The sequence below is a fragment of the Microbulbifer maximicatervae (SeqCode) genome (genome assembly GCF_052467065.1).
The window spans coordinates 4,782,949-4,797,321 of the sequence record NZ_CP174299.1 but is presented as its reverse complement, the minus strand read 5'-3'; the positions used below and the strand labels follow the sequence as shown (position 1 = coordinate 4,797,321).

General features: G+C 49.6%; 11 protein-coding genes. 8 read left to right on the top strand and 3 right to left on the bottom strand.

Annotated elements, in window-relative coordinates:
* Nucleotides 1–60 precede the first annotated feature (60 nt).
* From ACJJI1_RS21160 to ACJJI1_RS21130, 7 genes are all read left to right on the top strand, one after another.
* A complete protein-coding gene (locus tag ACJJI1_RS21160; RefSeq protein ID WP_282932481.1) occupies nt 61–1,041 on the top strand; it encodes a malate dehydrogenase in 981 nt (326 codons plus the stop codon).
* A gap of 72 nt (nt 1,042–1,113) precedes the next feature.
* Nucleotides 1,114–1,752 (top strand): DUF2244 domain-containing protein, encoded by a 639-nt coding sequence (locus tag ACJJI1_RS21155; protein ID WP_413662277.1) that lies wholly within the window; start codon nt 1,114–1,116, stop codon nt 1,750–1,752.
* An 83-nt stretch (nt 1,753–1,835) separates the two neighbouring features.
* On the top strand, nt 1,836–2,312 hold the full coding sequence (bcp, locus tag ACJJI1_RS21150) for a thioredoxin-dependent thiol peroxidase (RefSeq protein ID WP_282932483.1): 477 nt from the start codon (nt 1,836–1,838) through the stop codon (nt 2,310–2,312).
* 416 nt (nt 2,313–2,728) lie between these two features.
* Complete coding sequence (locus ACJJI1_RS21145; protein WP_020415217.1) at nt 2,729–3,175, top strand: helix-turn-helix domain-containing protein; 447 nt, start codon at nt 2,729–2,731, stop codon at nt 3,173–3,175.
* Nucleotides 3,176–3,286: 111 nt separating this feature from the next.
* Complete coding sequence (gene yajC, locus ACJJI1_RS21140; protein ID WP_282932486.1) at nt 3,287–3,619, top strand: preprotein translocase subunit YajC; 333 nt, start codon at nt 3,287–3,289, stop codon at nt 3,617–3,619.
* Nucleotides 3,620–3,982: 363 nt separating this feature from the next.
* Nucleotides 3,983–5,008: a D-cysteine desulfhydrase family protein gene (locus ACJJI1_RS21135; protein ID WP_444957911.1), complete on the top strand. Its 1,026-nt coding sequence runs from the start codon at nt 3,983–3,985 to the stop codon at nt 5,006–5,008.
* Nucleotides 5,009–5,117: 109 nt separating this feature from the next.
* Nucleotides 5,118–6,776, top strand: coding sequence for an alanine/glycine:cation symporter family protein (locus tag ACJJI1_RS21130; RefSeq protein WP_413662275.1), 1,659 nt, complete (start codon nt 5,118–5,120; stop codon nt 6,774–6,776).
* Nucleotides 6,777–6,905: 129 nt separating this feature from the next.
* Here the strand turns inward: ACJJI1_RS21130 and ACJJI1_RS21125 are convergent, their stop codons facing one another.
* Nucleotides 6,906–9,068 (bottom strand): M4 family metallopeptidase, encoded by a 2,163-nt coding sequence (locus tag ACJJI1_RS21125; protein ID WP_444896982.1) that lies wholly within the window; start codon nt 9,066–9,068, stop codon nt 6,906–6,908.
* A gap of 421 nt (nt 9,069–9,489) precedes the next feature.
* Nucleotides 9,490–10,824, bottom strand: coding sequence for a glutamine synthetase family protein (locus ACJJI1_RS21120; RefSeq protein ID WP_413662273.1), 1,335 nt, complete (start codon nt 10,822–10,824; stop codon nt 9,490–9,492).
* Nucleotides 10,825–10,992: 168 nt separating this feature from the next.
* Here ACJJI1_RS21120 and ACJJI1_RS21115 point away from each other — a divergent pair, with 168 nt between their 5' ends.
* The gene (locus ACJJI1_RS21115; RefSeq protein ID WP_444959405.1) at nt 10,993–12,282 is read left to right on the top strand and encodes an NAD(P)/FAD-dependent oxidoreductase; all 1,290 of its coding nucleotides are present in this window, start codon (nt 10,993–10,995) and stop codon (nt 12,280–12,282) included.
* A 60-nt stretch (nt 12,283–12,342) separates the two neighbouring features.
* Here ACJJI1_RS21115 and ACJJI1_RS21110 read toward each other — a convergent pair whose 3' ends face one another.
* Nucleotides 12,343–14,148 (bottom strand): M4 family metallopeptidase, encoded by a 1,806-nt coding sequence (locus ACJJI1_RS21110; protein ID WP_444957910.1) that lies wholly within the window; start codon nt 14,146–14,148, stop codon nt 12,343–12,345.
* Between the last annotated feature and the right edge of the window lie 225 nt (nt 14,149–14,373).

The following is a 14,373-nucleotide window of genomic DNA, read 5'->3' as shown; positions in this document are numbered from 1 at the left end:
AGATGAAATTTACTCGCGAGGCCCTATAATGCGGCCGCTTACAAACGAGGGAGAACTATCGTGAAAGCACCTGTACGTGTTGCTGTTACCGGCGCTGCCGGTCAGATTAGCTATTCGTTGCTGTTCCGCATCGCCTCTGGCGAAATGCTGGGCAAAGATCAGCCGGTTATTCTGCAATTGCTGGAAATCACTCCGGCATTGGAAGCGCTGAAAGGCGTTGCTATGGAGCTTGAAGACTGCGCTTTCCCGCTGCTCGCGGGTATCGTTCAGTCCGATGATGCTACTGTTGCGTTCAAAGATGCAGATTACGCTTTGCTGGTAGGCGCGCGTCCCCGTGGACCGGGTATGGAGCGTAAGGACCTGCTGGAAGCTAACGCTGCTATCTTCTCTGCACAGGGTAAAGCCCTGAACGACGTTGCTTCTCGTAACGTAAAAGTACTGGTTGTTGGCAACCCGGCTAACACCAATGCCCTGATCGCTCAGCGCAATGCTCCAGACCTGGACCCGCGTAACTTCACCGCGATGACCCGTCTGGATCACAACCGCGCTCTGTCTCAGCTGGCAAACAAAACTGATTCCAGCGTTAACGACATCACCCATATGACCATTTGGGGCAACCACTCTTCCACCCAGTACCCAGACCTGCACCAAGTGAAGGTTTCCGGTGCTGCAGCCATGGATAAAGTGGAGCAGGAATGGTACGAAAACGACTTCATCCCGACTGTTCAACAGCGCGGTGCAGCTATCATCAAGGCGCGCGGTGCTTCCTCTGCGGCTTCCGCTGCCAACGCTGCCATCGACCATATGCGCGATTGGGCTCTGGGCACCGCTGAAGGTGACTGGACCAGCATGGCTGTATTCAGCGATGGTTCTTACGGTATTCAGGAAGGCCTGATTTACTCTTTCCCTTGCACTTGCAAAGACGGCGACTGGGAAATTGTTCAAGGCGTTGACATCAACGACTTCTCCCGCGAGAAAATGTCTGCTACCGAGCAGGAGCTGGCGGAAGAGCGTGATGCAGTAGCACACCTGCTGCCGTAATAGGGAGTGACAGGTCCCAGGCCTTGGCCGCAGACCTCTCCCAAAAACCCACACTGAGGTGTGGGTTTTTTTATGCCTGAATTTTGTAAACCCCGGCCCGGACCAGGAAACTTTCCCGGTCAGTATCTTCGTGTGAGCTGCCGCCATCGGCACTACACTGATTTTATATATCTGCCGGATGTCCCTGCTATGGTCACTGAAGTTGGCCGCAACACCGCCCGTTGCGCCTGTATCCTGCTGCAGCCTAACCAGTCCCTGTCCCTCTCCGGCAATCTGTGGGTGTTTTTCTCCTTGGTTGGGGTATCCCTTGGAATCAGCCTCGCTTTTGCGATGGCGGGAGCCTGGATGATTCTTCCCTTTGCCGGGCTTGAAATGATCCTGCTGGGCATCCTGTTTACCTACGTGTACCTCGAAGGGACCCGCAGAGAAGTAATACGCATCAATGAGGAGTTGGTAATTCTGGATTGCTGTAAGGGGTTCAGGCAGCAAACGGTGTATCACCGGGAGTTCGCCCGCGATAAGTTGGCAGTACTCGTAAGGATGGGGAGCAGTGCTACCGAAATGGCTTCGGTAAACTTTAGTGGTCCTGAGGGGTGCCTTGAAGTCGGGGAGTTCCTCACCGAAGCTGAAAAGGCGGAGCTGGTGCAGAAGTTAGGTCGTTTTGGCATTTGTGCCAGGAAAGAGAAAGAGTTTCGTCTGCAGCAGTTCTGATTTCTCTATAGAACTGGCGTCTCGTTTGTTTCTTTTCGCTATAATCCCCGCTTTACTCTTAACTGTTCCACAGGGGATATCAGATGGCTTTTCCGAAGATCGGTAATTTGGCTCCGGCTTTTACGCTGACCAACCAAAGTGGCGAGAAAGTGTCACTTAAGGATTTTCGTGACAAAAGTAATGTCGTCCTCTACTTTTACCCGAAAGCACTTACCCCCGGTTGTACCACTCAGGCATGTGGGATTCGCGATAGTGCGGCTGAATTTAAAAAAGCCAATACTGTTGTGTTGGGGGTGAGCCCGGATCCAGAAGCAAAGTTGCAGCGCTTTATCGACAAGCACGAACTGAATTTTGATTTGCTATCTGATGAAGAACACAAGATTGCTGATAAATATGGCTGCTGGGGCTTGAAGAAATTTATGGGCAAGGAGTACATGGGGCTTCTGCGAACAACTTTTATTATCGATAAGAGTGGGCGCCTTCGCCATATTATCGACAAAGTTAAAACCAAGACCCATGACACTGATGTTTTGAATTGGATTGGCGAGAACCTGGATTAATTGCCAGACTCTGAGGGGCGGGGCTGGACTGGTGCTTGGTCTGCCGTAGCCCCTACCTTTCGGACTCAAAGGCGACATGTGGGTACCGAAAGTAAGTATTTTTGGCCCTTGGTACACAATAAGATGAAAAAAAGCACTGTCGCCCCTTGCTTTCTTAATTCTTGGTCTATACTGGCAGTTGTAAAGGAAAGGTGCGCCGGCTAGAGAGAGTCTCTCTGCGGGAATTGCCGGAGCGGTTAGTTTAAAAATTGTACATCTCTGTGAAGGATTCGATGTCTGTTTTTTGGTGCATCCCGCATCACGTAGTCGTCCGCCGAAGTTGATGTTGTGTTGGTGTGGGCAGGGGCAACCGGGATTCGCTGGATGCGGACATAGAAAAATAACTGCGGCTCACGGAACTCAATAGGAGCAGCTCGATGAACCATACTCAGCCCGACCAGACTTCGCTCTCTGAAGACAAATCACTTCAGCAGGCCAGAATATCCGGAGACCCGAATATTCTCGACCAGCTGCTGGCCCCCCCCGAAGCAACCAGTTTTGGTATTGCCGCACGGGTAATAGATGTGCTGGAGCAGCGTATCGGTAAGGCCTCTCTCGCTATTCGCCCGGTAGCGTCCGACCTAAGTATGTCCACCCGGACTCTGCAACGCCGGTTGCAGGAACACAACCTCAGTTTTGCATCTTTACGTGACCATGTTCGTTTTCGTCACGCGGTGCATTTCCTCAAAGATACTGCGCTGAGCGTTGATGGAATCTCACGAATTCTCGATTTCTCTGATCGAACCAGTTTTACCAGCGCGTTCAAACGCTGGACCGGGATGTCTCCCACTGGCTACCGCCGGCAGGTCCGCCAGAGGTTCTGAGTGTGGATTGGTTTGGCCGGTCTCTACGGGATCGGCCCAATCCGTTGCCTCGGCGGGGCAAACCCGTTAGAGTTGGCGGCAATTTAATAGGCTGACTCTTTGAGGTTTTGCATGAGCTTTTTTATCCCCTCCGCCATGGCACAGGAAGCGGCGCCGGCAGCACAGGGTAATCCGATGATAACCCTGCTGATGTTTGCGGGTTTGTTTGCATTCATGTGGTTTTTTATTATTCGCCCACAGCGCAAGCGCCAGAAAGAGCACCAAGAGCTGGTTGGCGCCCTGAAAAAGGGTGACGAAGTTGTAATGAGCAGCGGGATGCTGGGCCGCGTCGACAAGGTCGATGAGGACTACATCGTATTGGAAGTTGCAGACAGCATGTCTTTGAAGTTCCAAAAAGTAGCTGTGCACGCAGTATTACCGAAAGGTACGATTAAAAAGATCTAATCCTATTCAGGGTTTATCTTTGAATGTCGTCACTAAAAAAGCCTGGCAATTGCCGGGCTTTTTTATGGTTACTATTTTTGCGCGGGTGGCATTTGTTGGACCTTGAAAGCCCACAGAAAAATTGCGGAATTAATCAAAGGCTGGGCCAATTTGTCTGATTAATTTTCCAATAAAAAAACAGGTTAGGCAAAAAGCAATAAATAGCACTGAAAGGCATGCTTATGTTCATTTTTAAAAGCTAGTCCTCTATCCGCTTACTCAGCAAGCTTGGCTCTACCTCTGCGGAAACTTTTTGCTAGAGGTGTCCTCTTACTGAGTCACATCGATAAAACTAATAATTAGACATAACAGGTTTAATTCACCGTGCTTAAGAGCCTGCCAATAGAGTTGCCTAAGCGGTTGCGCCTGGCGAACCTGCCCACACCTCTGCAGTCGTTAGACCAAATCAGTGATCTTTACTCCCTTCCTTATGGAGGGCCCAGGATTTGGATAAAGAGAGATGATCTTACCGAGTCCGGCATGTCGGGAAATAAACTGCGCAAGCTAGAGTTTGTTGCCGCTGAGGCCCGGGCCCAAGGGGCTCAGGTTTTGATCACTTGTGGCGGAGTGCAGTCCAATCATTGCCGTACCACTGCTTTGGTGGGGGCTCGATTGGGGTTTAAGGTTCAATTGATTTTACGTGGCGAGCGCACTGCAAATCCCGATGGCAACCTTTTACTGGATGAGTTGGCAGGTGCTGAAATTGCGGTTTACTCACCGGAGGAATACTCCCGGAATTTACAAAGCCTCTTTGACAGCTGGGCTGCTGAGTATCTGTCCAGAGGGCAGAGGTCTTTCTGTATCCCCACTGGCGCCAGCGACGGTTTAGGCATCTGGGGTTATATTTCGGCCTCTCAGGAATTATTGGCAGACTGTGCAGATAGGGGCTTCTCGCCTGATCATATTTTATGCGCTACAGGCAGCGGTGGGACCCAAGCGGGTTTGACCTTGGGGTGCCACTTGCTGGAAGCCGGTACGAATGTTACGGGTTTCGCCGTTTGCGACAGTGCAAATTATTTCCAAGTGAAAGTGCGTGAGGATATTTCGCAGTGGATGGCACAGTCTGGTGTATCGCTTGATTTTGAGTCTCTCAAGATTTTGGTTAATGCCGACTATAAAGGCCCCGCTTACGGGGTGGCGGAGCCAGAGGTTTACCAAACTATTAAAGAGTTGGCTTGTCTGGAGGGGATTCTTCTCGATCCTGTCTACACTGGCAAAGCATTTCATGGTCTGCTACAGGAGTTAAAAAAAGGAAATTACCGGGGCTCAGACAACCTGGTTTTTATTCATACCGGAGGGCAATTTGGCCTCTTCCCCCACCGAACTCACTTCTTCCCAGTGGCCGAATAATACGACATTACTGTTCTCGTGCCGCGTAAGCTGCTAACCTGCGCAACAAATTACAGTTGTATCTGTATATAAAACAAACAGAAATAAGTCAGAGTAGTGGGGGGTTAGTTTGGATTCCTTTAACAATCTGCTGTTGTTAATAGACGGCATGCTCGGCTCAGCACCTTGGTTCCCCTGGGTGTTACTTGGAGTCGGTTTCTTTTTCACCATTTATCTTGGTTTTCCGCAGCTTCGTTATTTTGGGCATGCGATCAAGATTGTACGCGGTAAGTACGACAAGCCCGGAGACCCGGGTGATACCTCCCACTTCCAGGCATTGGCCACAGCACTGTCGGGTACCGTAGGTACCGGTAATATCGGTGGCGTTGGCTTGGCTATTTTCCTCGGTGGTCCCGCTGCGCTGTTTTGGATGTGGATGACCGCATTCCTGGGTATGACCACAAAGTTTGTGGAAGTGACCCTGTCACACAAATACCGTATTAAAGCAGCGGATGGTTACTACGCGGGTGGCCCCATGTTTTACATGGAGCGTCGCTTGAATATGAAATGGCTTGCGGTTCTCTTTGCAATCGCGACCGTTATCTGTTCATTCGGTACCGGCAGCTTGCCCCAGGTGAACAATATTGCCCAGGCAATGCACGATTCTTTCGGTGTCGAGAAGGCTCTGACTGGTGGCATCCTGGCGATTTTGCTGGGCATGGTGATTATTGGCGGTATTACCCGAATCGCTAAAGTGACCTCCACCATTGTTCCCACCATGGCAGTTATCTATGTAATAGGTGCCTTGGGCGTTATTATCTACAACTACGAAAATATTCTGCCGTCCTTTGGGGCTGTTTTCCGCGATGCCTTCACCGGCAGTGCGGCCGTAGGTGGATTCCTGGGTGCGAGCTTTGCCTATGCCTTTAACCGTGGTGTGAACCGCGGCCTTTTCTCCAACGAAGCGGGTCAGGGCTCTGCACCTATTGCTCACGCCGCCGCTCGCGCGGACGAACCGGTTTCTGAAGGTATGGTTTCCCTGCTGGAACCCTTTATCGACACCATTATCATTTGTACCTTAACCGGACTTGTGATTCTTTCTTCTGGTGTTTGGACTGAGAAACACGAGAACCTGTTTGAAGGTGCAGATACCTACGTTGTAGCGGGTAGCTACGATGAGAAGAATACCCAGGATGTTGAGCAGCTGTTCAAGTATTTGAGCGGTCAGGAGAGTGATGTTAAAGCCTATAACGGCTCCATTGTTGTGACTGACGGCCACCCGCTGAACAGCCAGGACTTTACCCTCATCCATGCCCGTTCTATTGCTGAAGACCTGGACTTCCGTGTGGGGGATGACAGCTTCAGCGGTGTTCTGGATGTGAAAGATGGTAAGTTTGCCAATGAAGATGTGGATATTTGGGGTAAGTCCCTGGTGCACTCTGTGGCCCTGACCAATCTTGCCTTCCAGCGCGGTTACTTTGGTGAATACGGTGGTCTGATTGTTACTCTGGGAATTCTGCTGTTTGCTTTCTCTACAGCAATTGCCTGGTCATACTACGGCGACCGCTCAATGATTTACCTTTTCGGCCCCAAGGCAGTAATGCCTTACCGAATAGTTTACGTTATTGCATTCTTCTGGGCTGCGATTGAGGACACCACAGTTATTTGGAACCTCTCTGCGGTGGCCATTGTGATAATGACCTTGCCCAACCTGTTTGGTATTACTGTGTTGGCCAAGGAGATGAAAGATACCGTGAAGGACTACTGGAAAGACCCAAGCCATAAATAATTTGTCTGGGTTTGATTAAAAAAGGCGGCCAATATGGCCGCCTTTTTTGTTTGTGCACCGCCGATCCTTTGATCGGTCTAGAGCTTGCCCACCACCCAGCAGAGACCTGCTGGGTGGAAATCAGCTCAATTACTCAGTGCTTGCACTCAGGGTAACGCCAGAGTAGGCAGAGTAAGCGCGGATACTGATATACCAGGTTCCAGCATCCGGATTACTGATGGTGCAGCTTTCGTCATTGCCCCACTGGTAGGGACGGCAGTCGTACGCTGTACGGGTAGGCTCTTGGCTGTGGCGAACATAGAGATCTGCATCTCCGCTGCCACCTTCCATTACGGCGCTCAGGGTAGAAGCTCCAGCGTCAACCTCAATGGTGAAGTGCTGCCAGCTGTTGCGAGAACCAGAAAGGTTGGTTTCTTCCCAGCTGTCGCTACCGCCACCGCCACCACCACCACCGGTGTAACTGCCTACCAGGGTGACATCGGAGAAGGAGGAGTAGCCGCGCACCATGACGTAATAGGTTCCGCCCTGTAGGTCAGCGTCAGCGATATCACAAGTTTCATTGTTGCCTGAAGTGTACGGACGGCAATCATAAGTGCTGGTGGTTGGAGCATTGCCGAAGCGAACATAGAGGTCGGCATCACCGCTTCCGCCTGACATTGCAAAAGACAGGCCTGTGGCATCTGCGGGTACATCCAGGGTGAAGTGAACTTCATCACCACTGCTGCCCTCGATGTCGGTCTCGGTAACCCCGTTTTCGAGTTCTCCGCCTTCATTACCACCACCGCCACCACCACCGCCGCCACCGCAGCTGCTGGTGGAAACGCCTACCGTGGAGAATGCGGCAACAACGTCATCAGTGTCGTAGCCTAAATCTGATGCTGCAGAGAAAACACCACAGGCACCATCTTCAAAATCAGTATTGGCACTCCAATACATCTGGTTGGCAAGAACAAAGGGGTCGAATGCTGTGCGGGTATTCCAGCCGCTGGTATTCGCCAGTAGGTAGAAGGCCCGGTTAAAGACGCCGGAGCTGTAGTGCACGTCCATGCCGTTGTAGTAATCATCGGCATGACCGATGGAGCTGCCATCGTCAGTTGGATCTTCAAAGTAGCGGAGTGCTCCGCTGGACTTAAAGATTTCGGCCCCTACCAACCAGTCATTGCTGCCGCGCATATAGTACTCGGCAGCTTCACCGGCAATATCAGAGAAGGCTTCATTGATACCGCCGGACTGATTGTAGTAATTCAAGTCCGAATTTTGCTCGGTAAAGCCGTGGCTGACTTCGTGAGCGGAAACATCGAGGCTAACCAGTGGATAGAAGTAGCTCTGGCCATCACCAAATGTCATCTGGCTGCCATCCCAGAAGGCATTCTCGTAGTTGTTGCTGTAGTGCACCCGCATTCTCAGTTTTTGTGTGAGAGGGGATGTGTTGTACCAGTCGCTATAGAGATCAAAGACCACACCGCCAAAGAAGTGTGCGTCATTGAGTGGTGAGTAAGCGCCGTTGATTGACTTATAGTCATTGTCCGGGCAAGTGAACGAGTGGATGCTACCGCCATTCGTGCTGTGGTTCATATCAACGGTTTCTACATTGTCCGTATCCATGGCACAGCTGTCGTCAACAATCATGTGGGGGTAGTCAGTACCGTACTCGTAGCGCCCGGTCTTTGAATTGCCCCCTGGGCCTGTCGCATTTTGTGCAAAGTTCAAGCCGTCCCAATGCTTGAGAACTTCGCCAGTCATTGCATCGATAAAGTAGAAGGGGCGTGTGGGTTCATCGCCGTACTCAACCCAGTTGACCAGGTAAGCCAAGCGGGCATTGTCTTGCTCATCGATGTAGACGTAGAGTTTCTTTTTGGGGTTATGTGCTTCCAGCTTCAAAGCCTGAACTGACAAAGCTCCCTGGATAACGCCCTGCTGCGTGCGCCAGTTGATCTGGTGGTCCATTGCCCGCTCAATAGCATTATCTTCATTGATAAATGCTTTGATATTGGGTACTTCCAGTTCCAGCCCAGTGATGACATTGCCGCGAACCTCAGTAATCAGACCCTGCCCGGAGCTGGTTACTGTTTGGCCGTAGACAGGAATGCCTTTGTGAGTCTGTTGGTAGCGGGCTACGGTTTTGCCGTTGACGAGAGTGCGCTCACGAACTTTTTCGAGCGCCATATCCGATCCGCCGGTGGCAGCTAAAGTTTGTGGTGAGAGCATGTCCGCCGTGGCGGGGACGCGCTCAACAGCATGTGCACTAATAGCCAAGGCTAAAGTGCAGCTTAGTCCTACAAAATGCTTCATTGCTAGCTTTCCCTTTTATAGCTTTTTTATATATGAATCCGCCGGTATACAGCCGTATTTCCCTTGTGGGGACCGTATTAAATCTGGTTGGCCAATACAGGCTGGATTTTTATGTGGTAAGACAGCAGAAGATAACCGTCGCCAGGAAGGGACCGCGGTAGCGGCAGTGGCGTTCGCTTTCTCAAACCGGTTGCCCTAATTAATTGGGCAACTTGAGATTACCCTGCATACGCATCTAGGCAACAAAAAGGTGATGGCAAACTAATATATTTGAATTGTTTTCGATATTTTTGCTCGGATCGTCACAAATTAGGAAGTGATGTTCTGCCTGTGAGGTGGAAAAGATGAGTTGTTTTTTCCGAAAAAATAAATTTGGCGATAACAGTTTATTATTTCTGTTAGCTTTTAGTGGAACGGTTATTTATACATTTAATAATAGAAATTCCCTCTCCCATGAACTGATCACACGATTAAACTCCTCATATTCATTTCTCTTGATTGCGTTCCAGGCTTTTACGAATTTTCTGCCAAACATTTCTGTTGCTTCATCACAATCTGATAGGAGTGTCAGGGCATGTTCCTGGGTGCGGGGAAGTGTAATTGATTCTTTGGAGCAGTCGCCCTGATAAGGTGCGCTCGGTGCGACTTTATTGGTCATTCCTAAATATCCGCAGGCAAGGGAAGCTGCTATGGCAAGATAGGGGTTGCAGTCTGCCCCGGGAAAACGATTCTCAAGACGTTTACTTTGTGGCGAGCTGTCGGGAACCCGAAGGCCTGTTGTTCGATTGTCATAACCCCAGTGGAGACTGGTGGGTGCGGCCATTTCAGGTGTGAAGCGGCGATAGGAGTTTACATTTGGAGCAAAAAAACTAATAAAACCGGGAGTGTATTTCTGCATGCCGCCAATAAAATGCAAGAAATTATTGCTCTCTTTTCCTGTATTATCGACAAAAATATTTTCACCGGTTTTTCTATCCGCCACACTCTGGTGTAAGTGCAGAGCGCTTCCAGGTTCGTCTTCCATCGGTTTTGCCATGAAGGTTGCATAAATGCCGTGGCGCAGAGCCGTTTCGCGCACTGTGCGTTTAAAGGTAAAGACCTGGTCAGCTAAATGAAGTGGATCTCCATGTAGAAAGTTAATTTCCATCTGGGCAGTGCCTGATTCGTGGATCAGTGTGTCGACATCAAGCCCCTGAGCTTCACAAAAATCATACATGTCTTCAATGATGGGCTCGTATTCATTGGCTGCATCAATGCTGTAGGATTGTCGGGTTTTTTCTGTGCGTCCCGATCTTCCCACAGGCGCGGATAGCTTTTCATCCGGATCCAGGTTTCTTTTTACAAGATAAAACTCTACCTCAGGGGCGACAATGGGCTTCCATCCTCTGTCTGCATATTTTTCGAGGACAAATTTTAAAATATTACGGGTGCTGATAGGGTGAGGGTCCCCATCTCGAGAATGGCAGTCATGAATGATTTGTGCTGTCGGATCATTGGCCCAAGGGTTTAGGCGCACTGAGTTGGGGTCAGGGATTAGGAGCATGTCGGTGTCTGCTGGATCAACAAGCTCATTGTGTTCGTCGACATAATCCCCCGTGACAGTTTGCACCAAAATGCTTTCCGGTAAACGGCTGTCTTGAGTTAAGAACTTATCGGTGGGGGTGAACTTTCCTCTGGCGTTACCTGACATGTCGGGAACAAGGCATTCAACTTCTGCAATATTGTGATTTGCCAGCCAGTTTGTAATTTTATCCATTGGATAGCCATTGCTTACTTTTTCTTCCTGAGTGAAATTCTATGATCAGTGCCGGAAAGCGTTGCGCTGAAAATAATTCCTCCTGTGTAAAGGAACTATATACTGCCGATTGGAACAGGGCCGTTTATTTAAATGGCATCGAGCGTATCTGGTAGAAATATGAAGGTGATGAATAGGTTGGATGAGCACACGGAATCCTATTATGCCGCTACAGCTAACGACCTTCAGGAGTATCCATGCCTGGAAGGTAACGTGGAGGCAGATGTCTGCGTTATTGGTGGTGGTTATACGGGACTTTCCAGTGCTTTGCACTTGGCAGAGCGCGGCTACCGTGTGGTGCTTCTGGAGGCTAATAGGATTGGTTGGGGCGCATCAGGAAGGAATGGAGGACATGTCGGTGTTGGACAAAGGCGAAGTCAGGGTGATCTGGAAGCCATGTTCGGATTCGACACCGCTAAGCAGCTCTGGGATTTGAGTATCAACGCTGTTCAACTGGTGGAAAGTCTTATAGTCAGGCACCAGATTCAATGTGATTTAAAACGCGGGATCATGCATCTTGCAGCAAAATCCAGTCACGATAAATATCTGCAGGATGAAACTGAAGAACTCAGAGATAAATATGATTACAGGCAAGTTGAGTATATAGAGAAAGAGGAAGTTCGAGAGCTTGTAAGTAGCAAACGATATCTCGGCGCACAGCTGGATTTTGGTTCGCTACATCTTCATCCTCTCAATTTTGCATTAGGTCTTGCCCGCGCAGCAGTTTCTGCTGGTGCCAGGTTTTTTGAGTGTAGTGGTGTGCAAGGGTATTCGAGCTCTTCTCCCTTTACGGTGAAAACTGCACGAGGAAAGGTGAAGGCCGAAAAGTTGATTTTAGCTTGCAATGGTTACTTGAAAGATCTTGAGCCCCGCTTAGCGGGGCACATAATGCCAATAAATAATTTTGTGCTGGCAACAGAGCCCTTACCGGAGGGGCTCGCTAGGGAAATCATAGCCAATGACTTCGCACTGCAAGATACTCTATTTGTTATAAATTATTGGAAATTATCTGGCGATAACCGTTTAATTTTTGGGGGAGGGGAAAATTACACCAGGCGTTTCCCTAAAGATATTCGCAGTTTCGTCCGCAAGTATATGTTGAGGGTTTACCCGCAGCTGGAAAATACTGCTGTTGATTTCGGCTGGGGGGGTACGCTGGCCATTACTATGAATCGGATGCCCTGTATAGGACAGTTGCAGTCGGGCCTATATTACAGTCAGGGGTATTCTGGACATGGAGTGCCTACGGCAACTTTTGCCGGCAAGCTTCTGGCTGATGCAATTTATGGGGAGAGTGAGTGTTATAACGTGTTTTCTTCTCTTCCTAAAGTAGAGTTTCCAGGTGGCACTTTATTGAGGTGGCCGGGGTTGGTGTTGGGGATGCTTTACCACAGTTTGTTAGATAGGTTTGGAAGCTAGTCTTTGAGTGATGTAATAGAGAATGCCGACACACTAATGTGTCGGCACCTGCCTTAAATATTACTGGCTCTGGGCGGAAAGGGTTACGCCTCTGTACGAAATATAGCCTTGTACACTGATGTGCCAGGTACCTGCAGCTGGATTGCTAAAGCTACAGAATTCATTATTGCCGTTTACGTAAGGACGACAATCCCAGTTGTCGGTGGTTGGGGTGGCACCATAACGAACGTACAAATCGGCATCGCCATTGCCACCGAGCATTTCGACAGTCAAAGATGATGAGCCTGATGGTACATCCAGGGTGAAGTGCTGCCAGCTGTTGCGGCGGCCTGATAAGTTGGTTTCTTCCCAGCCTTCTGAGTTTGAACCGCCATCATCGCCACAGTTACTGGTAGATACCCCTACGGTGTCGAACGCTGCGATTACTGTTGCAGTATCGTATCCGAGATCTTCAGTAGCTGACAGGGCTCCGCAAGCACCTTCAATGTAATCAGTGCTTTGATTCCAATAAGTTTGGTTAGCAAGCACAAAGATATCGAAAGCAGTTTGGGTGTTCCAGCCGCTTGAGTTGGCAATCAGGTAGAAAGCCCGGTTGAATACGCCGGAGCTGTAGTGCACGTCCATGCCGCTATAGTAGTCGGAGGCATGGCCAATGGATCTGCCATCTTTGGTGGGGTCATCCATATAGCGAAGAGCGCCATCAGCCTTGTATATATCGGCTCCCACCATCCAGTCGTTAGTGCCCTTCATGTAGAACTCGGCAGCTTCACCGGCCATGTCAGAGAAGGCTTCGTTGATGCCGCCGGATTGGTTGGCGTAGGTCAGGTTGGAGTTTTGCTCAGTAAAGCCATGGCTCACCTCATGAGAGGATACATCCAAGCTGACAAGTGGGTGGAAGGTTGTGAAGCCATCACCAAATGTCATTTGGCTGCCATCCCAGAAGGCGTTCTCGTAGTTGTTGCTGTAGTGAACTCGCATTCTCAATTTTTGTGTGAGGGGCGATGTTCCATACCAGTCACTATACATATTGAAAACGACGTTGCCGAAGAAGTGGGCATCATTCAATGGAGAATAAGCACCATTGATTTCTTTGTAATCATTTTCCGGACAGGTGAAGGAGAAAACGCTACCTCCGCTTGTACCGTGATTCAAATCCACAGTCTCTACGTTAGCAGTGTTCATGGAGCAGTTATTGTCAACTTCGAGGGCAGGGAAGTCCGTTCCATATTCATAACGCCCGGTTTTTTCATTGCCACCGGGGCCTGTGGCATCCTGGAAGGCAAGGCCGTCCCATTGCTTGATAACTTCGCCAGTAAGTGCGTCTACAAAATAGAACGGTCTGCTCGGCTCATCTCCGTATTCGACCCAGTTAACCAAATAAGCTAATCGCGCCTGGTCGTTTTCATCGACATAGACATAGAGCTCTTTTTTCTGGTTTTGCGCGTTGAAGCGCATGGAGGACATTGAGAGGGCTTTTTTACTATCACCATCCTGAGTGCGCAGATTCAGCTGATGGTTCATGGCTCGATCAATAGCATTATCGGCATCAATCGTTGCGCGGGCGGTAGGTACCTCCAGCTCTAGGCCTGAGAGTACGTGGCCTCTCACTTTTTCAGTTAAGCCTTGCCTGGAACTGGTTATGGTTCTCCCCCAAACGGGTATGCCTTTGTGAGTTTGCCGATATCGGGCAACCGTTCTCCCATTGGCAAGCGTACGCTCGCGAACCTTTTCCAGCTTCATATCTGAGCCAGCGATTGAGGCTAGGGATTGATTGGAAAGTAACTCTGGTGTGACATTAATACGCTCCGCCGCTTGGGCGCTAATAGCGAGTGCGAGTGTGCTAGCGGCTCCTAACAAATATTTCATTAAGTAATTCTCTTTATGATTATAATTTAATGGCCATAGTTAACCGGGAGCATAAAATAAACGCTCAGTGGTTAATGCTGTCTGGTTAAGCGGCCAATTGAATCACACCCCAAGAATATCTCGCGCTATGAGCTGAGAGCTGTATGGAGTTTATGTGCAAAATTTTCTTGGGGGTTGTTTGCCGTTGTCAGGCGAAATAACGATATCCCTTGTTGTTATTCCTGA

Bases quoted from the DNA above. Each gene is read 5' to 3' on its own strand.
- ACJJI1_RS21155 (WP_413662277.1), top strand. From the start codon at position 1,114: ATGCCTGAATTTTGTAAACCCCGGCCCGGACCAGGAAACTTTCCCGGT.
- bcp (WP_282932483.1), top strand. From the start codon at position 1,836: ATGGCTTTTCCGAAGATCGGTAATTTGGCTCCGGCTTTTACGCTGACC.
- ACJJI1_RS21145 (WP_020415217.1), top strand. From the start codon at position 2,729: ATGAACCATACTCAGCCCGACCAGACTTCGCTCTCTGAAGACAAATCA.
- yajC (WP_282932486.1), top strand. From the start codon at position 3,287: ATGAGCTTTTTTATCCCCTCCGCCATGGCACAGGAAGCGGCGCCGGCA.
- ACJJI1_RS21125 (WP_444896982.1), bottom strand. From the start codon at position 9,068: ATGAAGCATTTTGTAGGACTAAGCTGCACTTTAGCCTTGGCTATTAGT.
- ACJJI1_RS21120 (WP_413662273.1), bottom strand. From the start codon at position 10,824: ATGGATAAAATTACAAACTGGCTGGCAAATCACAATATTGCAGAAGTT.
- ACJJI1_RS21115 (WP_444959405.1), top strand. From the start codon at position 10,993: ATGAATAGGTTGGATGAGCACACGGAATCCTATTATGCCGCTACAGCT.
- ACJJI1_RS21110 (WP_444957910.1), bottom strand. From the start codon at position 14,148: ATGAAATATTTGTTAGGAGCCGCTAGCACACTCGCACTCGCTATTAGC.